Raw genomic sequence first — 22,817 nt, forward strand, 5'->3', positions numbered from 1 at the left:
GGAGACGCCCGGGCCGCACGAAAAGTTCCCGCACGGCCCCGAAAACCATCAATGATCCATCAACACGCCCTGATCGGACGGTACTTCACGCACTGTCAGGACGTGGCCCCAGCCGTCCACTCGCTCCACGGCAGATTCCAGCCGTTGAGACCGTTGTCCGGCGAGACCTGCTTGTCGGCGGAGTTCTTCACGATGACGACGTCCCCGATCATCGAGTTGTCGAAGAACCACTTGGCGGGCGTGTCCCCGTTGGCCCCCTGCACGTCCTGAAGACCCACGCACCCGTGGCTGGTCCCCGTCCGCCCGAACGGCGGATTGCCCTTCTGGTACCAGTAGTTGCCGTGGATGAACGTCCCCGACGTCGTCAACCGCATCGCGTGCGGCACGTCCGGGATGTCGTACGCGTTGGCCAGATCGACCGTACGGCTGTCCATCCGCGTCTCCTTCAGCTTCTCGGAGATCACCATCTGCCCGTTGTACGTGGTGAACTCCGGGCTGCCGGCCGAGATCGGGATGCTCTTGAGGGTCTGCCCGTCCCGTACGACCGTCATGGTCTGCGTGTTGACATCTACCGTGGACACCTGCGAGCGCCCGATCGTGAAGCTGACGGTCTTCTTCTGCACCCCGACCACACCGTTGGCGCCCTCGACCCCGTCCAGGTCGATCTTCATCGTGACCTTGGAACCGGCCTTCCAGTACTCCTCGGGCCGGAAGTCGAGCCGCTGCGCCCCGAACCAGTGCCCGACGACCTGCTGCCCGCTGCTCGACGTGACGGTGATGTGCGACCGCACGGCGGCCTGATCACTGATCGCCTTGTCGAACGTGAACGACACCGGCATACCCACCCCGACCGTCGTCCCGTTGTCCGGCGTGTACGTCCCGATGAAGCTGTTCGCCTTGGTGACGGTGGTGAAGGTCGAATCGGCTGCCTGGGTCCGCCCGTCGGCGTCCTTCGCGGCCGCCGATATTCGGTACTGCGTCCCCCGCTCCAGCTGCTCGGCCGGCTTCCAACTCCTCCCGTCGGCGGTTATCGCCCCCGCCACGGCCGCCCCCGTCCCCGCGACGGTCATCTTCACCTCGGTCAACGTGCCCCCGCTGGCCTTCACCCCGGTCGTGTTGATCGAGGCACCCGCCGACCCGTTCTTCGCGGAGATGACGATCCGGGCGTCCGACGTCGCGACGGACCCACTACCACCCTTACCGCTACCGCCCTTGCCTCCCTTCCCGTCATCGCCACCGCTACTGCCACCGGCGCACGCGGTGAGGGACAGGGCACCGACCATCAGGACGGCACAGGCCCCCAGAGCGCGCCGAGCTGTCGTGTCCGCCGTTGTCACGGGCTGCTCCAGGTTTGTGTGATCCGGGGTGTCCGGGGTCTTTGGGTGATCCGCTCCACTTACGTGAAGAAAGAGGGGGACACCGACGGCCCGGGTTCCCGGCGGACCGCCTTCACACCCATCACGTGACAGAACCGGGACAATCGCCATCTCCTGGGGGAGGCACTGTTGTTGGCGCCGCTGGGGGGGGCTCCCCCCCCAGCCCCTCCCCCTACCCGCGCCCCCCGTACAACTCCCCATACGAAGGCCAAGCCCCGCCCGCCCCCACCACCGGCCCCGCCGCCCGTACCGCCCGGACGATCGCTCGGGTGACCAGGTCCGCGCCCGCCTCCAGGATCTCGTTCAGTGCGAGCGGGTTGTCCTCGGCCAGGGGACGCGCACCCGTCGCCAGCGTGAACACCGTGTCCCCGTCGGTCAGTAGATGCACCGGTCGTACGGCACGTGCGATGCCGTCGTGGGCCGTGCCGGCGACCTTCTGGGCCTGGGCCTTCGTCAGCGCCGCGTCGGTCGCGACCACTGCGAGTGTCGTGTTCAGCGGGGGGAGGGGGGCCTGGGCCGCGACCTCGGCCAGCCGTCGCTGTGCTGCCTTGTGGACACCGGCCGCGGGGTACTCGACCCGCCGGCCCTCGAACAACTCCCCGTACAGCACCCCCGTTTCCGGATCCACCGAGTACCCCGCCGCGTTGGCCACCACCAGCGCCGCCACCGTGATCCCCGAGCCGAGCACGGAGCTCGCGGTGCCGATGCCACCCTTCAGGAACCCGATCACGGCCCCCGTTCCGGCGCCCACGCACCCTTCCGGCACCGGCGCGCCCAACTCGCTCGCGGCGGCCGCCTCGACGGCCACCCGACCGGTGGCCGCGTCCGGCCGGGCCCGGAAGTCGCCGCCCCGGCCCAGGTCGAAGACGCAGGCGGCGGGCACCACCGGCACGACGTGCCCGGGATCGGGCCCGACCCGTACCCCGCGCTCCTGCTCCTCCAGCCAGGCCATCACTCCCGACGCCGAGTCCAGCCCGTACGCGCTGCCGCCCGTCAGCACCACCGCCTCGACCGTGCGCACCACGTTCCGCGGATCCAGGGCGTCGGTCTCCTTGGTGCCGGGTCCGCCGCCCCGCACGTCCACGGCCGCCACAGCTCCGCCCTCCGGTGCGAGCACGACCGTCGTGCCGGTGAGCCATCCGTCGCCGATACGCGTCGCGTGCCCCACTCGCAGGCCGGCCACATCTGTCAGAGCGTCAACTGTCATGACGCCCAGTCTTGTCCAGCGACCCCTCTCCGCCGCTTCCTCAGCCTTGCTTCGCCGCTTCCGTGTCTTCGGCCCGGTGCTCCCCGGCCACCGTCCGCGCGGTCAGCGTCACCCCGGTCGCCACCGCGAGCGCCGACAGGAGGCCCGCCGCGAGCACCGCCCAGTCGCCCAGGAACGTGCACACGATCACCAGCAACGCCGTGGTCGGCAGGACCAGTTGCTGGACCGTGCCCACCTTGAAGTGGCGCGAGTGCAGGGCCCAGACCGTGAGGAGATAGAGCGCCGTCGGCAGGGTCACGGCAGCCGACGCGGCCAGCGTCGAGATGTGTGCCTTGCCGACCGTGTCCTCGACCGCGACCTCCAGGCCCGCCCCGATCGCGGCCACCGACGCGAAGATCAGATAGTGGCCGTAACCCCACAGGAACGACTGCCTGTTGGAGCGCAGATGCCCGTGGATGGGGACGGCGAAGTAGATCCACCAGGCGGAGAACACGATCAGCAGCCCGCCCACCGCGATCGGCAGCAGATCGCCCAGCGCGTCGTTCTCCTCCACACCCGTCTTCACGGCCACCGTCGCCGCCGCGACCGCCTCGCCCAGCACGATGATCGTGAACAACCCGTACCGCTCCGAGATGTGGTGCGGGTGCCAGGACGTGGCGAAGCTCCTCTCCGCGTAGAGGGGGACCGCCAGTTCGGCGAGCGCCATCACCAGGAACAGCCACGGGCGGGCGGGCTCCGGCAGAAGCACCAGACCCAGCCAGCCGACCAGGCACAGGAGCACGCCACCGGCGTAGCGCAGTGCCATCGTCCGCTCGGCTCCGGTGGCCGAGCGGGCGACCCGCAGCCACTGGGCGGCCATCGGCAGCCGCATGATCAGATAGCCGAGCCAGACGATCAGGAAGTCGTGGCTCTCGAAGGCCCGTGAGATCCCGGCCGCCAGTACCAGTACGCCGGCGATCTGGACCAGCGTGACGATCCGGTACAGCACGTCGTCGTTGTCGTACGCCGAGGCGAACCAGGTGAAGTTCATCCAGGCCCACCAGATGGAGAAGAACACCATCGCGTAGTTGAGGATGCCCTCGCCCGCGTGCCCCTCGGCGACGGCGTGCACCAACTGGACGCCCGCCTGGGCCACAGCCACCACGAAGCACAGGTCGAAGAAGAGTTCCAGCGGCGAGGCGACCCGGTGCGACTCGCCGCGTCCGCGCGCGGTCAGCTTCCGCAGGGGCGCGGCGCGGCCGACACCGTCGGCTGCGGGGGAAGACGTCATACGACCCAGCACAGCAGATGAGCCCGCCGTGCGCAGGCCGAAGGGCGGCGCCGGAGCGTGATCGTGATCCGGCGTGCGCCCCACGGCCCGGACCGGGCCCGGCAGGTGGGACGTACCCTGGAGTCATGACCAGCCCCGCCGCCCCCGAACCGAGCGCCCCGAAGCCCGCGCTGATCTTCGACGACCCGCTGGACCAGCAGTCGTCGGACGACACGGACCGTGGGTGGGGCGAGCGCCCGGGGGACAGCGGCGGCGACAGCGCGGCCGACCTGAAGCGCTTCCTCGACGAGAAGCCGCCCCACCACATCTGAACCGCGCCGAACCACCCCGGTGCGGCCCCTACCGCTCGTCGTGCCCGGAGCCCCGCTGGGCCACCAGGGCGTCGCGGATCTCCTTGAGGACCTCCAGCTCGCTCACCTCGATGACCTCCTGCGCGCCCTCCTTCGCCTTCTGGCGCGCGGTCTGCCTGGCCAGGTACTTCGACATCGGCAGGACCATCAGGAAGTAGACGACGGCCGCGGTGATCACGAAGGTGAGCGTGGCGCCCAGAACCGAGCCCCACATGATCTTGACGCCGGTCGCGGTGTCGCCGGTGCCGGTGCAGGGGTCCTTGATGCAGGAGCTGTAGTTGTCGAGGTTCTTCGTCCCGAACGCCCCCACCATCGGGTTGATGACGCCCTTCACCACCGAGTTCACGATGTTGGTGAACGCGGTGCCGATGACTACCGCGACCGCCAGGTCGACGACGTTGCCGCGCGTCAGGAAGGCTTTGAAGCCGTCCCAGACGCTCGGTTGCTTCTTCTCGCTCACCGCGGGGCCTCTCCTCGTACACGCAAATGGGGGAACAAACAGTTCCGCAACCTACGTCAACCTGTGGCGGCCATGTCCAATTGGCCGACTCCAACGAGGGACTTGACGGCAGACGGTTCGAGACGATCACCCGACCGTTCACCACACCGTCACCGCCAACCGTGCCGTCGCACCCGCGCCGGCCAGCCGGGACGCCGTGGTGCGCGGCACCGAGAGCACGACGAGAGCCCCGCCCTCGGCCACGCTCTCCTCGGGTGTCATGGCAGGCGGCACCTTCGTCACCCGCGCCCGGTGCGCGACCACCCGGGCCTCGATGCCCGTCGGCGACTCCTCGGCCGCGATGACGTCGACCCGGTCACCGGGCCGCAGCAGCCGGACCGTTGCCGCGTCGGCGATCCGCACCGGCGCCGTCACCATCTCGACCGCGCGCCGCTCCCGTACGGGATCCGCCACGGGATGACCACGGACCCGTCCGACATCGGGCGGCGGACCCGACGCCTCACGTGGACCCGCCGCCACGATCGCGGCGGCCGTGACGGCGAGCCCGAGGGCCAGCGCCCGCCTCCGATTCCGTACCAGGCGCCGCAGTTGACCCCGCCCGCCCCGTACCCGCACGGGAGCGAACTGCGGCACCTCGCAGGGCGGGGGGACGAGCGGAACGGAGCGCACGGGACGTACGGGAGACACGGGACGTACGGATGACATGAGGACCACCACCTGTGACGAGGGAGCTGCTTGCGCCCCCACGATGAGGCCTTTCGGCGAACCCCGCTCAGGCCTGTGTGTTACTCACCGGTTGTGGACAACTCGCTCACCCGAACGGGAAGTTCCGCTCCCGCCGACCCCGTTAGGGCAGCTCGAACCCCGGATCCATCCCGCCCAGCGCCTTCGTGCACAGGCAGTCCCGCGTCTCGCCCGCCGGCAGCGCCGCCACCGCGTCGGACAGCACGCCCCGCATCCGGTCCACGTTCGCCGCGAACACCTGGAGCACCTCCTCGTGCGAGACGCCCTCACCGGTCTCCGCGCCCGCGTCGAGGTCGGTGACGAGGGTCAACGACGTGTAGCAGAGCTCCAGTTCACGGGCGAGGCCCGCCTCGGGGTGGCCCGTCATGCCCACCACCGACCAGCCCTGCGCCCGGTACCAGAGCGATTCGGCACGGGTGGAGAACCGCGGTCCCTCGATCACGGTCAGCGTGCCGCCGTCCACCGGCTCCCAGTCGCGGCCACGCGCCGCCTCCAGCGCGACCTTGCGGCCGACCGGACAGTAGGGGTCGGCGAGGGACACGTGAACGACGTTTGGGACGGCCCCGCCGGGCAGCGGCAGGCCGTCGAAGAAGGTTCCCACCCGGGACTTCGTACGGTCGACCAGCTGGTCCGGCACGAGCAGTGTGCCCGGACCGTACTCGGGCCGCAGACCGCCCACCGCGCACGGCGCGAGCACCTGGCGTACGCCGACCGAGCGCAACGCCCACAGGTTGGCGCGGTAGTTGATGCGATGGGGCGGCAGATGGTGTCCGCGCCCGTGCCGGGGCAGGAAGGCGACCCGGCGGCCGGCGACCTCGCCGAGGAACAGGGAGTCACTGGGGGATCCGTACGGCGTGTCCACATGTATCTCGGTCACGTCGTCGAGGAAGGAGTAGAAGCCGGAGCCGCCGATCACGCCGATCTCGGCGCTCGGAGCGCTCCCGGGATTCGCCTGATTCACCATGCCCGCACCCTAGCCGCGCGCGGAAACACCGAGGACCCCGTCGCCGTAAGGCGGCGACAGGGTCCCGTGGGCAAAGAGGCTGCGAGTGGTGCTTACGCGGCCGAGCTGGTGCTCGACGAGCTGCTGGAGCCCGACGAGGAGCTGGACGAGCTCGATGACGAGCCGGACGACGAGGAGCCCGACGAACTCGACGACGAGTCCGAGGACGACGACGAAGAAGTGGCCGTCGACGGCTTCGACGCGGGCGCGCTGCTCGACGAGGAGCCGCGGCTGTCGTTGCGGTAGAAGCCGGAGCCCTTGAAGACGATGCCGACCGCGGAGAACACCTTCTTGAGGCGGCCGTTGCAGCTGGGGCACTCGGTCAGGGCGTCGTCGGTGAACTTCTGCACCGCTTCAAGGCCCTCGCCGCACTCGGTGCACTGGTACTGGTAGGTCGGCACTGTGTCTTCCTCCTGGCACTCTCACTCGATGAGTGCTAACGATCGTCCATAGTGACGTATTCCCGCCGATCAGTCCACTGTCACCGGCGTGCGGTGACCGACGCCACGTGCCACGGTCAGGCTCGCCGGACGGATCGTCACCCGTGGCGCGAGCCGTGAACGCAGGGCCACCAGGGTCGTCAGGGCAAGCAGGGTGCCGCCCATGGGGACCAGGAACCCGGCGCCGGCCCACAGGCGGTCCTCCAGCTGGCCCGCGGCGGTGACGGCCGCCGCCTGGCCGAGGGCGACAGCGCCGGTCAGCCAGGTGAACGCCTCGGTGCGGGCGCCGGCCGGGACCAGGGCGTCGACCAGGGTGTAGCCGGTGATCAGCGCGGGCGCGATGCACATGCCGACCAGGAGGCCGAGCCCGGCGAGGGTCAGGACGGAGTCGGCCGCCCACAGTCCGGAGGCGGTGACCGCGAGGGCCGCGTACCCGGCGACCAGGCGCCGCTGCGGGGCCATGCGCCAGGCGACGGCTCCGCAGACCAGGCCGGAGAGCATGTTGCCGGCGGCGAAGACCCCGTACAGGACGCCGTTCAGGCCGGGGTTGCCGATGGACTCGCTGAACGCGGCCAGCGAGACCTGCATGCCGCCGAAGACGGCGCCGATGCCGAGGAACGCGACGATCAGAACGCGTACCCCGGGGACGCCCAGTGCGGAAACGCGCTCCACGCGCGCGTGCCGCCCGTTCAGTGAACCGGCCGTCGTCACCGACGGCTGGGTGCTCTTCTGCGCCGCGAACAGCAGGCCGCCGAGGAGGGTCAGCGCGGCCTCGGTGACCAGGCCGGCCGCCGGGTCGACGGCCGTGCACAGGGCGGTCGCGAGCAGCGGGCCGAAGACGAAGGTCAGCTCGTCGGTGACGGACTCGAAGGCCGCCGCCGTCGGCATCAGGGGCGAGTCCTGGAGCTTCGCCGCCCAACGGGCACGGACCATGGGGCCGATCTGGGGCGTGGAGGCGCCGGTCAGGACGGCGGCGGCGAACAGGGTCCACAAGGGGGCGCCGGTCAGCGCCAGCGTCGTCAGGGCGAGGCCGGACAGGGTGTGCAGGACGACACCGGGGACGAGGACCGCGCGCTGTCCGTGGCGGTCGGCGAGGCGGCCCCCGTAGGGCGCGCACAGGGCCATGGAGACGCCGGTGACGGCGGCCACGGCGCCGGCGGTGCCGTACGAGCCGGTGGTGTGCCGGACGAGCAGCACGATGGAGATGGTGAGCATCGCGAACGGCTGTCGCGCGGCGAAGCCGGGGAGCAGGAACGTCCAGGCGCCGGGGGTGCGGAGCAGCTGTCCGTAGGTGACCGTGGATGCCACGGCCGTGCCTTTCTGCTGCCTGGTAGCGCGGCCCCGTGCGTACGGGCGGCGCCGAGAGCTGTCCTCTTGCGCGGACTGCGGTAGATGCCGACGCCCCCGCAGAGGATGTCCCGGCCGCCATACGGTCGCGCCAGCTCTGCTTCAGACAGAGTTGGTTCGATCAGGGTGCGCCTTCACTGTACAGGGGCGATGGCACCCCGTACCTCTGAAAGGAAGCGGAGAGGTGCGTCACGCCTCTGCTCCGTTGCCGCCCGTCCCCAGCCACTGGGCCAGCTTGCCGCCCTGTCCGACGGCGCGCAGGCGTCGTTCCGCCGCGTCGCGGACCGGGTCGGTGGTCACGACGAGGAGTTCGTCGCCTCGGCGCAGGACCGTGGTGGGAAGCGGAACGAACGATTTTTCATCGCGGACGACGAGGGTGACGGCGGCGCCTTGCGGCAGCCTCAGCTCGCCCACCTCGACGCCGTGCATCTTGGAGCCGTCGGGGATCGCGACGGACAGCAGATGCCCGCGCAGCCGCTCCAGGGGTGCCGATTCGATGCCGAGGTCGGCGGGCCCCTCGCCCTGGCCCAGGTGCAGTTTGCGGGCCAGCCAGGGGAGCGTCGGGCCCTGGACGAGGGTGTAGACGACGACCAGGACGAAGACGATGTTGAAGATGCGGCGGCTGTCCTCGACGCCGCTCACCATGGGGATCGTCGCCAGGATGATGGGCACCGCGCCGCGGAGTCCGGCCCAGGACATCAGGGTCTGCTCCTGCCAGGGCACCCGGAAGGGCGTCAGGCAGATCAGCACGCTCAGGGGCCGCGCCACCATGGTCAGGGCGAGGCCTATGACGAGCGCGGGCCAGATGTCGTCGCCCATCTCGTGCGGGGTGACCTGGAGGCCGAGCAGGACGAACATGCCGATCTGGGCGATCCAGCCGAGTCCGTCGGCGAAGCCGCGGGTGGCGGGCCAGTGCGGCAGTTTGGCGTTGCCGAGGACCATGGAGGCGAGGTAGACCGCGAGGAAGCCGCTGCCGTGGGCCATGGCGCCGGCGGCGTACGCGGTGACGGCTATCGCCATCACGGCGATGGGGTAGAGGCCGGACGCGGGCAGGGCCACGTGCCTGAGGCCCCAGGAGCCGAGCCAGCCGACCGCGATGCCGATGGCGGCGCCGATGGCCAGCTCCAGGATGATGACGCCCAGCAGTGTGTACCAGTGCTCGACCGGGCCCGCGGTGGACAGCGAGACGACCAGGATGACCACGGGGGCGTCGTTGAAGCCCGACTCGGCCTCCAGCGTGCCCGTCACGCGCGCGGGGAGGGGGATCTTCCGCAGGACGGAGAAGACCGCCGCCGCGTCCGTCGAGGAGACGACCGCCCCGATGATGAACGCCTGCCGCCATTCCAGCCCGATCAGGTAGTGCGCGGCCGTCGCCGTGATCCCGACGCTGACCGCGACCCCCACCAGCGCCAGCGCGGAGGCGGCCGGGAGGGCGGGCTTGATCTCCTTCCACTTCGTGGCGAGTCCGCCCTCGGCCAGGATCACGACCAGGGCCGCGTATCCGATGACCTGGGTCAGTTCGGCGTTGTCGAAGTGGATGTCGCCGATGCCGTCCTGGCCCATGGCGACGCCGATCCCCAGGTAAACGAGCAGGCTGGGGAGCCCGCTGCGCGAGGAGATCCGGACCGCTGCCACAGCGATGAGGAGGACGAGCGAGCAGACGAGCAGGAGCTGGTTGAGATGGTGGACAGTCAGCGGCCGTTCCCTTCACTGGCCCGGACGCGGCACGCGCGCGGGTCACGTACATCGGACACGACGTGAAGTCACCGCGCACCCGAGTACTTCGTTACCTTACCTAACTCTTGACGATTTCTTGACGCTTCCGCAGGCATGATCGAACGCCCGTCCGTTCGCGTACCCGACTCCGCGTCAAGTCGCGTCGGGCCCTGCGCCTATGGTTGCTCCAGCACTCCAGTACCGCCTGCCGCTCGCGTTAGGACAGCAAGGACAGCGATGCCCCCCACTACCACCAGCTCTTCCGGCCACAAGCCCGGCAAGTCCGGCAGGAAGAAGGGGCGCAAAGCCCGACTGTTCGTGATCGTCCTGGTTCTGGCGATCATCGGAGGCGTCGCCTACGGCGCGTTCTGGTCCGTGAGCACCGTCCGGGCCTCCTTCCCGCAGACCAAGGGATCGATCTCGCTCGAAGGCCTGTCGGGGCCCGTCGACGTCAAGCGCGACAGCTACGGCATCCCGCAGATCTACGCCTCCTCCGACGAGGACCTGTTCATGGCGCAGGGCTACGTCCAGGCGCAGGACCGGTTCTACGAGATGGACGTACGCCGGCACATGACGTCGGGCCGCCTCTCCGAGATGTTCGGCAAGGGGCAGGTCGACAACGACGAGTTCCTGCGCACCCTGGGCTGGGACCGGGTGGCGAAGAAGGAGTACGACGAGACCCTGTCGCCCGCCACGAAGAAGTACCTCCAGGCCTACGCCAAGGGGGTCAACGCCTACCTCAAGGGCAAGGACGGCGCCGAGATCTCCCTGGAGTACGCGGCCCTCGGGTTCAGCAACGACTACAAGCCGCAGGAGTGGACCCCGGTCGACTCGGTCGCGTGGCTGAAGGCGATGGCCTGGGACCTGCGCGGCAACATGCAGGACGAGATCGACCGCTCCCTGCTGACCAGCCGCCTCGGCCCGCAGCAGATCGCCGACCTGTACCCGGAGTACCCGTACAGCCGCAACAAGCCGATCGTCCAGGAGGGCGAGTACGACGCCTCGTCCGGGACGTTCGTCAAGAGCGGCACCGGCACGAGCACGCAGACCGGCTCCTCGGGGTCGGGTACGTCGTCCTACGCCGCCGCGGACTCCGCGGCGCTCCAGAGCCAGCTGGAGGGCCTCTACCGGGTCCTGGACGACGTCCCGACGGCCGTCGGTGTGAACGGCAACGGCATCGGCTCGAACTCCTGGGTCGTCTCGGGCGCCCACACCATCACCGGCAAGCCGCTGCTGGCCAACGACCCGCACCTGTCGCCGTCGCTGCCGTCCGTCTGGTACCAGATGGGCCTGCACTGCCGCAGCGTCTCCGCCAAGTGCCAGTACGACGTCTCCGGGTACACGTTTGCGGGCATGCCCGGTGTGATCATCGGGCACAACGGTGACATCGCCTGGGGCATGACCAACTCGGGCGCCGACGTCACCGACCTCTACCTGGAGAAGCTCTCCGGCGACGGCTACCTGGTCGACAACAGGACCAAGCCGTTCACCACGCGCGAGGAGACCATCAAGGTCGCGGGCGGCGAGTCCAAGACGATCGTCGTCCGCGAGACCGACAACGGGCCCCTGCTGTCCGACCGCGACGACGAGCTGGTCAAGGTCGGCAAGAAGGCCACCGTCGACGCCTCCGCCCCCGACCGGGGCGACGGCTACGGCATCGCGCTGCGCTGGACCGCGCTGGACCCCGGCAAGTCCATGGACGCCGTCTTCCTGATGGACAAGGCGTCCAACTGGACCGAGTTCCGCGCGGCGGCGGCCTCCTTCGACGTGCCCTCGCAGAACCTCGTCTACGCGGACACCGAGGGCAACATCGGCTACCAGCTGCCCGGACTCATCCCCACGCGCGCGGCGGGCGACGACGGCTCGCTCCCGGTCCCCGGCTGGGACTCCAAGTACCGCTGGACCGGCTATCTCAAGCAGTCCGAGCTGCCCTTCGAGTTCAACCCCACGCGCGGCTACATCGTGACCGCCAACCAGGCCGTGGTCGACAAGGCCAAGTACCCGTACACGCTCACCACGGACTGGGGTTACGGCACCCGCAGCCAGCGCATCGCCGACCTGATCGCCTCGAAGATCAGGGGCGGCGGCAAGATCTCCACCGACGACATGCGCCAGATGCAGCTGGACAACAGCAGCGAGATCGCCAGGCTGCTGGTGCCCAAGCTGCTGGCGATCGACGTCAAGGACAAGTACGTCCGCGAGGCGCAGAAGCTCCTGGTGGGCTGGGACTACACCCAGGACGCCGACTCGGCCGCGGCGGCCTACTTCAACGCGGTCTGGCGCAACATCCTGAAGCTCGCCTTCGGCAACAAGCTGCCCAAGGAGGTGCGGGTCAAGGGCCAGTGCCTCTATGTGAAGCCGGTCAACACCACCAGCCCCGCCGACGCGGACCAGCGCGTCCTCGAATGCGGTCAGCGGGACGCGGACCAGGCGCAGCCGGACGGTGGCGACCGCTGGTTCGAGGTGGTCCGCAGGATCATCAACGACACGGACAACGACTGGTGGAGCACGCCGAAGACCCGCACCGAGAAGGCCGCGACCAACCGCGACCAGCTGTTCTCGCGCGCCATGACGGACGCCCGCTGGGAGCTGACCGCCAAGCTCGGCAAGGACATCGACACCTGGAGCTGGGGCCGGCTGCACCGCCTGTTCCTGAAGAACCAGACCCTGGGCACCGAGGGCCCCGGCTTCCTTCAGTACATCCTCAACCGCGGCCCCTGGAAGCTCGGCGGCGGCGAGGCGACGGTCAACGCGACCGGCTGGAACGCGGCCGGCGGCTACGGCGTCGTCTGGGTGCCGTCGATGCGGATGGTGGTCAACCTCGGCGACCTCGACAAGTCGAAGTGGATCAACCTGACGGGAGCCTCCGGGCACGCCTTCAGCGACCACTACACCGACCAGACGGGCAAGTGGGTCGACGGCGAACTGCTGGACTGGTCCTTCACGGACAAGGCGGTCGAGGACAGCACGAACGACACGCTGCTGCTGAAGCCATGAGCCTGCGGTAGTCCTGAAACGGCCCTCCACGCGCGCGTGGAGGGCCGTTTCCCCTTCTACGAGGGCTCGCGGAACCGGTGTGCTCCCGAAGGCGTGACCACCGCGTGCACCGGCCGGTCGTGCGGCTCGGCCGGGACACCGGGGACGACCTCGGAGTCGTACAGCAGCACCACCAGGGCCGGATCGGCTGCCGACCGCTCCAGTCGGGCCAGCACGCGGTCGTACGAGCCTCCGCCGCGCCCCAGGCGCATTCCCCGGTCGTCCACGGCCAGGCCGGGCAGCAGGACGGCGTCGGCGGTCGTCACGGCGTCCGCGCCGAGGCGCTCGCCGGACGGCTCCAGCAGGGCCATCCGCCCGCCGTGCCGCACCTCCACCAGAGACCCCTCGCCGGTGTACGTGCCCCAGTCGAGGTCGTTGTCCGGGAGGAGGACCGGCAGCAGGACGCGCACCCCGCGCGCGTGGAGGACGTCCAGGAGGGTGCGGGTGCCGGGTTCGGTGCCCACGGAGACGTACGCGGCCACCGTGCGCGCGTGCGCGAGTTCGGGCAGGCCGAGCGCGCGGGCGGCCAGGGCCGTCGCCGCTTCCCCGACGTCGTCGGCCGTCAACCTGCTTCTCACCGCCAGGAAGTCCCGCCGCAACATTCGCTTGTCAGGCTGTGCCTCCATGGCTCTCCCACTGTCGTTCCCGGAACTCTCATATGGTTCATATGCTGATATGAGGGTCAATTAATCGGAGCCTCAGAATCGGCCCAAAGGCACCGGATAAGGTTGCGGCCATGACTGAGTCGCACCCCAGGATCAGCAAGGCTGTCATCCCCGCAGCAGGCCTCGGCACCCGGTTCCTGCCGGCCACCAAGGCCACTCCCAAGGAGATGCTGCCGGTCGTCGACAAGCCGGCGATCCAGTACGTGGTCGAGGAGGCCGTCTCCGCGGGCCTCGACGACGTCCTCATGATCACGGGACGCAACAAGCGCCCTCTTGAGGACCACTTCGACCGCAACTACGAGCTGGAGTCCGCCCTTCAGAAGAAGGGCGACGCCGCGCGACTCGCCAAGGTCCAGGAGTCCAGCGACCTCGCCACCATGCACTACGTCCGCCAGGGCGACCCCAAGGGCCTCGGCCACGCCGTCCTGTGCGCCGCCCCGCACGTCGGCCACGAGCCCTTCGCCGTCCTCCTCGGCGACGACCTCATCGACCCCCGCGACCCCCTCCTCCAGCGCATGGTCGAGGTCCAGGAGCAGCACGGCGGCAGCGTGATCGCCCTCATGGAGGTCGCCCCCGAGCAGATCCACCTGTACGGCTGCGCGGCCGTGGAGGCCACCGTCGACGGCGACGTCGTCAAGGTCACCGGCCTGGTCGAGAAGCCCGAGCCGGCCGACGCCCCGTCGAACTACGCGATCATCGGCCGCTACGTCCTCGACCCGCACATCTTCGGCATCCTCCGCCGGACCGAGCCCGGCCGCGGCGGCGAGATCCAGCTCACCGACGCCCTCCAGCAGCTCGCCGACGACGAGAAGATCGGCGGCCCCGTGCACGGCGTCGTCTTCAAGGGCCGCCGCTATGACACCGGGGACCGCGGCGACTACCTGCGTGCCATTGTCAGACTCGCATGCGAACGTGAAGACCTGGGCCCGGACTTCCGGACCTGGCTTCGCAGTTACGTAGCCGAGGAGATGTAGCAACGTTGAGCAGCGCCGCGCCCCGCACCACCGGCCAGGACCACCTGTGGTCGGTGGACGAACACCTGGAGGACATCCTCGCGACCGTCCGCCCCCTCGAACCCATCGAGCTGCAACTCCTCGACGCCCAGGGCTGCGTCCTGGTCGAGGACGTCACGGTGCAGGTCTCCCTGCCGCCGTTCGACAACAGCTCCATGGACGGGTACGCGGTCCGGGTCGCCGATGTCGCGGGCGCGAGCGAGGAGTACCCGGCCGCCCTGACGGTGATCGGGGACGTCGCGGCCGGCCAGGACGGACTGCTCCACGTGGGCCCCGGCCAGGCCGCCCGCATCATGACCGGCGCCCCGCTCCCGCCCGGCGCCGAGACCGTCGTCCCCGTGGAGTGGACCGACGGGGGCCTCGGCGAGGGCCCCGTCACCGGGATGCGCCCCGGCAGCGCGGACCCCGAGGGCCCCAAGGGCCAGGTCTGCGTGCACCGCCCGGCACCGGCACGCGCGCATGTGCGCGCGCAGGGCAGCGACGTCCAGGCCGGCGACCGCGCCCTCGCCGAGGGCACCGTCCTCGGCCCGCCGCAGATCGCCCTGCTCGCCGCGATCGGCCGCGGCACCGTCCGTGTGCGCCCGCGCCCGCGCGTGGTCGTCATGTCCACCGGCAGCGAGTTGATCCAGCCCGACGAGAAGCTCGCCGGCGGCCAGATCTACGACTCCAACAGCTTCGCCCTCACCGCCGCCGCCCGGGACGCCGGCGCGATCGCCTACCGCGTGGGCGCGGTCGCCGACGACGCCGAGACCCTCCGCTCCACCATCGAGGACCAGCTCGTCCGCGCCGACCTCGTCGTCACCACCGGAGGCGTCAGCGTGGGCGCCTACGACGTGGTCAAGGAGGCCCTCTCGCACGTCGCCGACGAGGACGAGCCCGGCGCCGGCGTCGACTTCCGCAAGCTCGCCATGCAGCCCGGCAAGCCCCAGGGCTTCGGCACCGTCGGCCCCGACCACACCCCGCTGCTCGCCCTGCCGGGCAACCCGGTGTCGTCGTACGTCTCCTTCGAACTGTTCGTGCGGCCCGCGATCCGTGCCCTGATGGGGCTGCCCGACGTCCACCGGCCCACGGCCAGAGCGGTCCTGGAGACCGGCAAGGCGCTGACCTCGCCCGCCGGGCGCCGCCAGTTCCTGCGCGGCACCTACGCGGACGGGCGCGTGACGCCGGTCGGCGGCGCCGGCTCCCACCTGATCGCGGCCCTCGCGCACGCCGACGCGCTGATCGTCGTACCCGAGGACACGGAGTCCCTGGAGCCCGGCGCCGATGTCGAGGTCGTGCTGCTCGGCCGGCCGGTGGGCTGGGGCGGCTGAGAGGCGCGGGTTGGGAGTACCGTGTCGCGCACAACAGGCCCGACCGGGAGCGCCGCAGCACATGAGCACGCAGGACGACCGACTGACACACATCGACGAGGCGGGCGCCGCCCGCATGGTCGACGTATCCGGGAAGGACGTGACCGCGCGGACCGCCCGTGCCAGCGGACGTGTCCTCGTCTCGCCCCGCGTGATCGAGCTGCTGCGCGGGGAGGGCGTCCCCAAGGGCGACGCCCTGGCCACCGCGCGGATCGCGGGCATCATGGGCGCCAAGCGCACCCCGGATCTGATCCCGCTCTGCCACCCGTTGTCGGTGTCGGGTGTGAAACTGGATCTGTCGGTCGCGGACGACGCCGTCGAGATCCTGGCCACCGTGAGGACGACGGACCGCACGGGCGTCGAGATGGAGGCCCTCACCGCGGTCTCGGTCGCCGCGCTCACCGTGATCGACATGGTCAAGGCTGTCGACAAGGGAGCGGTCATCACGGACGTCCGGGTGGAGGAGAAGACCGGCGGGAAGTCGGGCGACTGGAGCCGGTCATGACACCGGTGACGCTGCCTGCCGACGCCGGGGGCGCGCTGCTCGCGCCGTACGCCGCCCTGGTCGTGACCGCGTCCAACCGCGCGGCGGCGGGCGTGTACGAGGACAAGAGCGGCCCGGTGCTCGTGGCGGGGCTGGAGAAGTTCGGCTTCGCCGTCGACGGACCGTGGGTCGTGCCCGACGGGGACCCGGTGGAGGACGCCCTGCGGGTCGCCGTCGAGGCCGGGTACGACGTCGTCGTCACCACCGGCGGCACCGGCATCTCGCCCACCGACCGCACCCCGGAGGCGACCCGCGCGGTGCTCGACCGGGAGATCCCGGGCATCGCCGAGGCCATCCGGGCGTTCGGCCGGGAGAAGGTGCCGGCGTCGGCGCTGTCGCGCGGACTCGCCGGAGTCGCGGACGGCACGCTGATCGTCAATCTGCCGGGTTCCAGCGGCGGCGTGAAGGACGGACTGGCGGTGCTGGAACCCTTGTTGAAGCACGCCGTCGACCAGATCCGGGGCGGCGATCACCCCAGACCCGGCGGCAGCAGTGGGGGTGCGAGCTGAACAGCCCATCCTGGCCGGTCGAGCTGGTGGACGGCGATGTCGTCCTCCGGCCCGTCAGGCTGCGCGACCAGCGGGTCTGGCGCGAGGTCAACCGGCGCAACCGGGACTGGCTGCGCCCCTGGGAGGCGACGATCCCGCCGCCCACGCCCAGCGGCCCGATCGCCCACCGGCCGACCTACCGGCAGATGGTCCGCCATCTGCGCGCGGAGGCGAACGCGGGCCGGATGCTGCCGTTCGCCATCGAGTACCGGGGGCAACTGGTCGGGCAGTTGACGGTCGCCGGAATCACCTGGGGCTCGATGTGCTCGGGCCACGTCGGCTACTGGGTGGACGAGGCGGTCGCGGGCCGGGGCGTCATGCCGACGGCGGTCGCCCTCGCTGTCGACCACTGCTTCCGCACGGTCGGACTGCACCGCATCGAAGTCTGCATTCGACCTGAGAACGGGCCCAGCCGCCGGGTCGTGGAGAAACTCGGATTCCGCGAGGAGGGACTCAGGCCCCGCTATCTCCACATCGACGGCGCCTGGCGGGACCATCTTGTCTTCGCGCTCACAGCGGAAGAGGTGCCCGAGGGGTTGCTGAGCCGCTGGCAGCGGGCACGATCCCAGAACACCCCACGGAATCCCGCGTAAATTGAATAAGTGTTCGAAAGCGATCGACTTCGGGTGCCAAATGCGCACCCTCGATGACCCGCTGATCGCACCGATCACAAAAAAAGCTCGAAATATCAGCCAGATCGTGCGACACACCGGCTCAATTGGCAGATGGCCTCACACAAACCCCTCTACCGTGTGAGGCGTGAGCAGCAGCGGCCTCATCTACGCAGTCATTGTCGGGGCCTGGGCCGCCTACTTGGTGCCGATGTGGCTCCGTAGGCAGGACGAGCTGAACGAGGCTCGTCCGACGGAACGCTTCAGCACCGCCATCCGGCTCCTGTCCGGACGGGCGGGCATGGAGCGCCGGTACGCCAAGGACCTGCGGGCGCGCTCCACCGACGAGGGGGAGCACAGCGCCGGAGACCCGGAGGGTGTCACCGACTCGGTGGACGTCCGGGCCTTCGCCATGCCCCCGGCCCGTCCCCAGGCAAAGGCCCAGGTACAGGAACAGGTTCAACAGGAGCAGGCTCCGGCGCAGCAGAGGGCGCCGAAGCGGGAGCAGCAGGCGTCGGCCCCGGCCCCGACGAGGGAACGGGAGCGCGAGCGTGTACCGGCGGCTCGTCGGAGCGCGGGCACCTCGGCGGAAGCCGCCGCGCGCGCCCGGCGCTCGAAGGTGCTCGCGCGCCGTCGGCGTACGACGGTGATGCTGTTCTTCGCCTTCACGCTCGGCGCGATCGTCGCGGCGGTCGGCGGACTCGCGCTCCTCTGGGCCCCCGCCGTCCCGGCGGTCATGCTCAGCGGATACATCGCCTATCTGCGTACGCAGGAACGGCGCCGTTTCGCCTACCAGATGGACCGGCGCCAGGCCGAGCTGGCCGCGCAGCGACTGCGCGAGCGCCAGCCCCGGCGGCGGCCGTCCACCGACCCCGGGGCCGAGGACCAGGACGAGCACCCGGAGCCGGAGACCGACCCCGGTCTGTCGGCCCTGTCCGCGCTCGCCGCGGACCGGCGTGCGCTGGTCGAGCAGACCGACCACGCGGAGTGGGTCGACCAGCAGCGCGAACGCCAGCGCCGCCCCGGCCACGGCGACAGCTGGGACCCGGTCCCGGTACCCCTGCCGACGTACGTGACGGCCCCGGTCGCCCCCCGCGCCACGTCCGACGTGGACCTCGGCGCACCGGACGCGTGGAGTTCGGCGCGGTCGAGCACGGTGGGGCGCGAGTCGGAGGAGTCGGCGACGACGGAGGACGTGGCGGAGTCGGAGACGGACCTGTCGTCCGAGCCGGAGTCGGAGCAGGGCCAGGAAGGCCCGGAGGGTGCGGACGGCCGCACCGACGCCCGCCGCGCGGCATCCGCCCGCCGGGCCCGCGAGCGTGGCCGCACGCCCCTGTTCGACCAGTACGAGGACGGCGAGCGGCCCCGCGCGGCCAACGAGTAACGAGCACCACACGCCTCCGCCCGGCCGCACCCGGCCCGAACTTCGGGCAGGTGGGGGAGCGTGCGGAGGCCTCGACCGAGGGCGCGGAACGGATTTCCGAGCACCCGGATCGGGATGCTAGAGTTTCACTCGTTGCAAGGGCCTGTGGCGCAGTCTGGTAGCGCACCTCGTTCGCATCGAGGGGGTCTGGGGTTCAAATCCCCACAGGTCCACGCACAGCTCGAAGCCCCGGCGGGTTTTCCCGTCGGGGCTTCGGCATGTCCGGGGGAGGCCGGGCAAGTCCGAGGGGTTTTCCGTGACTTGGGGTAGGGACAGGCATACCCCCAACCCGCCCGCTGGGCCCATGGTGGGACCGGCATGCGCCTCCTACCGTGATCGTCATGCAGTCGAAGAGCGTGTGGCAGGCCATGGGCCGGCCGGGGTTTCTGGTGTCGTGGTGGCCCTGGCGGGCGGTCGTCTATCTCGTCAGTGGGGCCGTGACCGGGGCCTTCGTCTTTGTGCTGGTCGTGCTCATGGTGGTGGCCGGTGGGGCGCTCGCCGTGGTGCTGGTGGGGCTGCCGCTGCTGGTCGCCCTCGCGCTCTGCGGGCTTCCTGTCGCCCGGGTCGAGCGGCTCAGGCTGCGGATCGTCGACGCTGAGGCGGTGCCCGATCCGCATCGGGAGCCCGTGGTGCCGGGGCTGCGGGCCTGGCTGGTCGTGCGGTTGCGGGAGCGGGCCACCTGGCGGGAGCTGGGGTATGTGGTGCTGTTCGCGGGGCTGTTGTGGCCCGTGGACGCTCTTGTCGTCGCCGTCGGGCTGCTCGTCCCGGTGTCCCTCGTGGCGACTCCGGTGCTGATGGCCACCGTCGGCGACGGGCAGGAGGCCAAGGTGCTCAAGGAGTGGACCGTCACCGGGTGGCCGACTGCCTTTGGGGTCTCCGTTGTTGGGCTGGTACTGCTTGGCCTGTGTGCCTATGCGCTTGGCGTTGTCGCCGGGGCTCGGGCCGGGCTGACGCGGTTGCTCATCGCCGCCCGTGACGTCGAGTTGGGGGAGCGGGTCGTCGAACTCGCCCGTTCCCGGGTCCGGTTGGTGGACGCCTTCGAGGCCGAGCGGCGGCGGATCGAGCGTGATCTGCACGACGGGGCCCAACAGCGGCTGGTCGCCCTGTCGGTGACTCTCGGAGTGGCCCGGCTGGACGCGCCGCCGGAGTCGCCGCTCGCCGAGCAACTGGCCAAGGCCCAGGGGGAGGTGGGGAGCGCGTTGGAGGAACTGCGCGAGCTGATCCACGGGATCCATCCCCAGGTGCTCGCGGACTATGGGCTTCAGGCTGCCGTGGCCGACGCCGCGGATCGTGCGGCCGTGCCCGTGGACGTCAGCCTCGACCTGCCCGGACGTCTGCCCCGGGCCGTGGAGTCGGCCGCGTACTTCGTGGTCTGCGAGGCGCTCGCCAACGTCGACCGGCACAGCGGGGCCAGTCGGGCCGAGGTCGGGGGCGGGCATCGTGAGGGGCGGCTGTTCGTCGAGGTGCGGGACGACGGGTGCGGTGGGGCCGATCCCGGGGGTGGCAGCGGGCTCACCGGGCTCTCGGACCGGGTGTCAGTGCTCGATGGCAGACTTTCCCTGTCCAGCCCGCCGGGTGGACCTACGTCGCTGCGGGTGGAGATTCCTTGCGAGTGGAGCCAGTTGACGGATCGCGGCCGGCGCTCCGCGTAGTCCTCGCCGAGGACAGCGTGCTGCTCAGGGAAGGGCTGATCGGGCTGCTCAATCGTGTTGGGCACGAGGTCGTCGGTGCCGTCGGGGACGCCGAGGCGCTGCTCGCGGCGGTCGCCGAGCACGAGCCCGACATCGTGGTGACGGACGTACGCATGCCGCCCGGGTTTCGGGACGAGGGGCTGCACGCCGCGGTGCGGCTGCGTGAGACGCGGCCGTCGCTGCCCGTGCTCGTCCTCAGCCAGTACGTCCAGCGGGCCTACGCCGCCGAGCTGCTCGACTCCGGGGACGGCACCGGCGTGGGGTATCTGCTCAAGGACCGGGTCGGGCAGGTCGAGGAGTTCGTCGACGCGCTGGGGCGGGTCGCGGACGGGGGTACGGTCGTCGACCCCGAGGTCGTACGGCAGTTGCTGCGCCGGCGCCGCGACCCGTTGGAGCGGCTGACCCCGCGTGAGCGCGAGGTGCTGGCGCTGATGGCGGAGGGCCGGTCCAACGGCTCGATAGCGCGGGAACTGGTCGTCTCCGAGGCGGCCGTCGGCAAGCACATCGGTGGCATTCTCGCGAAGCTGGAGTTGCCTCCGGCGGACGAGACGCATCGGCGGGTGCTGGCGGTGCTCACCTATCTGCGGGCGTGAGGAACCTGTTTGCGCGGGCGTGAGCCGACCGGCCCCCCCCCGTATCGGCTATGGGCATCGGCTATCGGCTATCGGCCCTACAGGCTCTTCGCGAAGCAGTGGCTCGATTCGAAGTGGCGGTAGTAGCCGAACTTCTCGCAGGGTTCGTAGCCGCTGGAGGTGTAGAGGGCGATGGCCTCCGGCTGTCTGTCGCCCGTCTCCAGGACCATGCGGGTACGGCCGGCGGTGCGGGCGTCGTCCTCCAGGGCGGCGAGTATGCGGCGGGCCAGGCCGAGACCGCGGGCCTCCTCGACGACGTACATCCGCTTCAGCTCGGCGTCGCCGGGCAGATAACCTTCCTCGGTCTCCTCGTCGTGGCCGCGCCAGCCGCCGGTGGCCATCGGGCGGTCCTGCTCGTCGTACGCGATCAGATACAGGCCGGACGGCGGGTCGAACATCGCCGGGTCGAGATGCGTGACGTCTCCGTCGTCGTTGTAGCGGGCGGCGTACTCGGCCTGGACCTGGTCGTTGAGCTTCACGGCGTCGGGGTGGTCGAAGGAGACCCGGCGGATATTCATGCCAACCACCGTACATCTATGCGCACTCCTGTCGCCAGGGAGTTTCGGTCGGGCGGGTATCGTGCCCGCGTGCTGACAGTGACCTCTGTGAATGTGAACGGACTGCGGGCCGCCGCGAAGAAGGGCTTCGTGGAGTGGCTCGCCGAGACCTCCGCCGATGTGCTGTGCCTCCAGGAGGTGCGCGCCGAAGCCCAGCAGCTGCCGGAGGAGGTCCGCGCGCCCGAGGGCTGGTACGTCACGCACGCGCCCGCCGCCGCCAAGGGCCGCGCCGGCGTCTCCCTCTACAGCCGCCGCGAGCCCGACCGCGTCCAGGTCGGCTTCGGCTCCGCCGAGTTCGACGGCAGCGGCCGGTACGTCGAGGCCGACCTGCCCGGTGTCACCGTCGCGAGCCTGTATCTGCCGTCCGGGGAGGTCGGTACGGACCGGCAGGACGAGAAGATCCGCTTCATGGACGAGTTTCTCGCCTATCTGAAGGACCTGCGGGAGCGGGCCGCCGCCGACGGGCGCGAGGTCGTCGTCTGCGGTGACTGGAACATCGCCCACCAGCCGGCCGACCTCAAGAACTGGCGCGCCAACCAGAAGAACTCCGGGTTCCTGCCGGAGGAGCGGGAGTGGCTCGGGCGGGTGCTCGACGCGGGGGACGGCGGGTACGTGGATGTGGTGCGGGCGCTGCATCCGGAGGTCGAGGGGCCGTACTCGTGGTGGTCTTATCGGGGGCGGGCCTTTGACAACGACGCAGGATGGAGGATCGACCTCATTGCCGCGACGGCCGGGCTCGCGGGGCGTGCGGCCAAGGGGATGGTGGAGCGCGCCGCCAGTCATGAGCAGCGGTGGTCGGATCATGCACCGGTGACGGTGGTCTTCGAGACCTGAC

General features: G+C 70.5%; 22 protein-coding genes and 1 tRNA gene. 12 read left to right on the forward strand and 11 right to left on the reverse strand.

Features of this window, described 5'->3' with window-relative positions:
• Positions 1 to 95: 95 nt before the first annotated feature.
• From OG787_RS28525 to OG787_RS28535, 3 genes are all read right to left on the reverse strand, one after another.
• Positions 96 to 1,337, reverse strand: a complete 1,242-nt coding sequence (locus OG787_RS28525) for an Ig-like domain-containing protein (protein ID WP_405536930.1) — start codon at positions 1,335 to 1,337, stop codon at positions 96 to 98.
• Positions 1,338 to 1,548: 211 nt separating this feature from the next.
• On the reverse strand, positions 1,549 to 2,583 hold the full coding sequence (locus OG787_RS28530; RefSeq protein WP_405536932.1) for a P1 family peptidase: 1,035 nt from the start codon (positions 2,581 to 2,583) through the stop codon (positions 1,549 to 1,551).
• A 40-nt stretch (positions 2,584 to 2,623) separates the two neighbouring features.
• Complete coding sequence (locus OG787_RS28535) at positions 2,624 to 3,853, reverse strand: low temperature requirement protein A (protein WP_405536934.1); 1,230 nt, start codon at positions 3,851 to 3,853, stop codon at positions 2,624 to 2,626.
• A gap of 125 nt (positions 3,854 to 3,978) precedes the next feature.
• On the opposite strand from OG787_RS28535, the gene OG787_RS28540 reads away from it, so the two are divergent.
• Complete coding sequence (locus tag OG787_RS28540; RefSeq protein ID WP_405536936.1) at positions 3,979 to 4,164, forward strand: hypothetical protein; 186 nt, start codon at positions 3,979 to 3,981, stop codon at positions 4,162 to 4,164.
• Positions 4,165 to 4,192: 28 nt separating this feature from the next.
• On the opposite strand, the gene mscL is transcribed toward OG787_RS28540, so the two are convergent.
• From mscL to OG787_RS28570, 6 genes are all read right to left on the reverse strand, one after another.
• Positions 4,193 to 4,663 carry a large conductance mechanosensitive channel protein MscL gene (gene mscL, locus OG787_RS28545; protein WP_369035176.1) on the reverse strand — a complete coding sequence of 157 codons (471 nt, stop codon included), beginning with the start codon at positions 4,661 to 4,663 and terminating at the stop codon, positions 4,193 to 4,195.
• Between the two features lie 138 nt (positions 4,664 to 4,801).
• Positions 4,802 to 5,368 carry a hypothetical protein gene (locus OG787_RS28550; protein WP_405536938.1) on the reverse strand — a complete coding sequence of 189 codons (567 nt, stop codon included), beginning with the start codon at positions 5,366 to 5,368 and terminating at the stop codon, positions 4,802 to 4,804.
• Between the two features lie 142 nt (positions 5,369 to 5,510).
• The gene (locus tag OG787_RS28555; RefSeq protein WP_369035178.1) at positions 5,511 to 6,371 is read right to left on the reverse strand and encodes an S-methyl-5'-thioadenosine phosphorylase; all 861 of its coding nucleotides are present in this window, start codon (positions 6,369 to 6,371) and stop codon (positions 5,511 to 5,513) included.
• 92 nt (positions 6,372 to 6,463) lie between these two features.
• Entirely contained in the window at positions 6,464 to 6,811 is a 348-nt protein-coding gene (locus OG787_RS28560; protein ID WP_369035179.1) for an FmdB family zinc ribbon protein, read from the reverse strand.
• 69 nt (positions 6,812 to 6,880) lie between these two features.
• Entirely contained in the window at positions 6,881 to 8,158 is a 1,278-nt protein-coding gene (locus tag OG787_RS28565; protein ID WP_405536941.1) for an MFS transporter, read from the reverse strand.
• A gap of 228 nt (positions 8,159 to 8,386) precedes the next feature.
• Positions 8,387 to 9,892, reverse strand: a complete 1,506-nt coding sequence (locus OG787_RS28570) for a potassium/proton antiporter (protein WP_369035220.1) — start codon at positions 9,890 to 9,892, stop codon at positions 8,387 to 8,389.
• Positions 9,893 to 10,150: 258 nt separating this feature from the next.
• Here OG787_RS28570 and OG787_RS28575 point away from each other — a divergent pair, with 258 nt between their 5' ends.
• Positions 10,151 to 12,910 (forward strand): penicillin acylase family protein, encoded by a 2,760-nt coding sequence (locus OG787_RS28575; RefSeq protein ID WP_369035181.1) that lies wholly within the window; start codon positions 10,151 to 10,153, stop codon positions 12,908 to 12,910.
• 56 nt (positions 12,911 to 12,966) lie between these two features.
• Here the strand turns inward: OG787_RS28575 and OG787_RS28580 are convergent, their stop codons facing one another.
• Complete coding sequence (locus tag OG787_RS28580) at positions 12,967 to 13,575, reverse strand: 5-formyltetrahydrofolate cyclo-ligase (RefSeq protein ID WP_369035182.1); 609 nt, start codon at positions 13,573 to 13,575, stop codon at positions 12,967 to 12,969.
• Positions 13,576 to 13,685: 110 nt separating this feature from the next.
• Here OG787_RS28580 and galU point away from each other — a divergent pair, with 110 nt between their 5' ends.
• From galU to OG787_RS28625, 9 genes are all read left to right on the forward strand, one after another.
• A complete protein-coding gene (gene galU, locus OG787_RS28585; protein WP_369035183.1) occupies positions 13,686 to 14,588 on the forward strand; it encodes a UTP--glucose-1-phosphate uridylyltransferase GalU in 903 nt (300 codons plus the stop codon).
• Positions 14,589 to 14,593: 5 nt separating this feature from the next.
• Positions 14,594 to 15,937, forward strand: coding sequence for a gephyrin-like molybdotransferase Glp (gene glp, locus OG787_RS28590; RefSeq protein ID WP_405536944.1), 1,344 nt, complete (start codon positions 14,594 to 14,596; stop codon positions 15,935 to 15,937).
• A 61-nt stretch (positions 15,938 to 15,998) separates the two neighbouring features.
• Positions 15,999 to 16,481, forward strand: a complete 483-nt coding sequence (moaC, locus tag OG787_RS28595; RefSeq protein ID WP_405536946.1) for a cyclic pyranopterin monophosphate synthase MoaC — start codon at positions 15,999 to 16,001, stop codon at positions 16,479 to 16,481.
• Positions 16,478 to 17,029, forward strand: coding sequence for a molybdenum cofactor biosynthesis protein B (locus OG787_RS28600; protein ID WP_405536948.1), 552 nt, complete (start codon positions 16,478 to 16,480; stop codon positions 17,027 to 17,029). Before moaC ends, OG787_RS28600 begins: the two co-directional genes overlap by 4 nt.
• Positions 17,030 to 17,055: 26 nt before the next feature.
• The gene (locus tag OG787_RS28605) at positions 17,056 to 17,661 is read left to right on the forward strand and encodes a GNAT family N-acetyltransferase (protein ID WP_369035186.1); all 606 of its coding nucleotides are present in this window, start codon (positions 17,056 to 17,058) and stop codon (positions 17,659 to 17,661) included.
• 166 nt (positions 17,662 to 17,827) lie between these two features.
• Positions 17,828 to 19,063, forward strand: coding sequence for a gephyrin-like molybdotransferase receptor GlpR (gene glpR, locus OG787_RS28610; RefSeq protein WP_405536950.1), 1,236 nt, complete (start codon positions 17,828 to 17,830; stop codon positions 19,061 to 19,063).
• Positions 19,064 to 19,201: 138 nt separating this feature from the next.
• A tRNA-Ala gene (locus OG787_RS28615) sits at positions 19,202 to 19,275 on the forward strand.
• A gap of 168 nt (positions 19,276 to 19,443) precedes the next feature.
• Entirely contained in the window at positions 19,444 to 20,754 is a 1,311-nt protein-coding gene (locus tag OG787_RS28620; protein ID WP_405536951.1) for a sensor histidine kinase, read from the forward strand.
• Positions 20,715 to 21,386 carry a response regulator gene (locus tag OG787_RS28625; RefSeq protein ID WP_369035196.1) on the forward strand — a complete coding sequence of 224 codons (672 nt, stop codon included), beginning with the start codon at positions 20,715 to 20,717 and terminating at the stop codon, positions 21,384 to 21,386. Before OG787_RS28620 ends, OG787_RS28625 begins: the two co-directional genes overlap by 40 nt.
• A 77-nt stretch (positions 21,387 to 21,463) precedes the next feature.
• On the opposite strand, the gene OG787_RS28630 is transcribed toward OG787_RS28625, so the two are convergent.
• Positions 21,464 to 21,943, reverse strand: a complete 480-nt coding sequence (locus tag OG787_RS28630) for a GNAT family N-acetyltransferase (protein WP_369035197.1) — start codon at positions 21,941 to 21,943, stop codon at positions 21,464 to 21,466.
• A gap of 69 nt (positions 21,944 to 22,012) precedes the next feature.
• Between OG787_RS28630 and OG787_RS28635 the strand changes: the two genes are divergently transcribed.
• Positions 22,013 to 22,816: an exodeoxyribonuclease III gene (locus OG787_RS28635; RefSeq protein WP_369035198.1), complete on the forward strand. Its 804-nt coding sequence runs from the start codon at positions 22,013 to 22,015 to the stop codon at positions 22,814 to 22,816.
• Position 22,817: the final 1 nt, after the last annotated feature.

The organism is Streptomyces sp. NBC_00075 (assembly GCF_045041225.1).
GTDB lineage: Bacteria > Actinomycetota > Actinomycetes > Streptomycetales > Streptomycetaceae > Streptomyces > Streptomyces adonidis.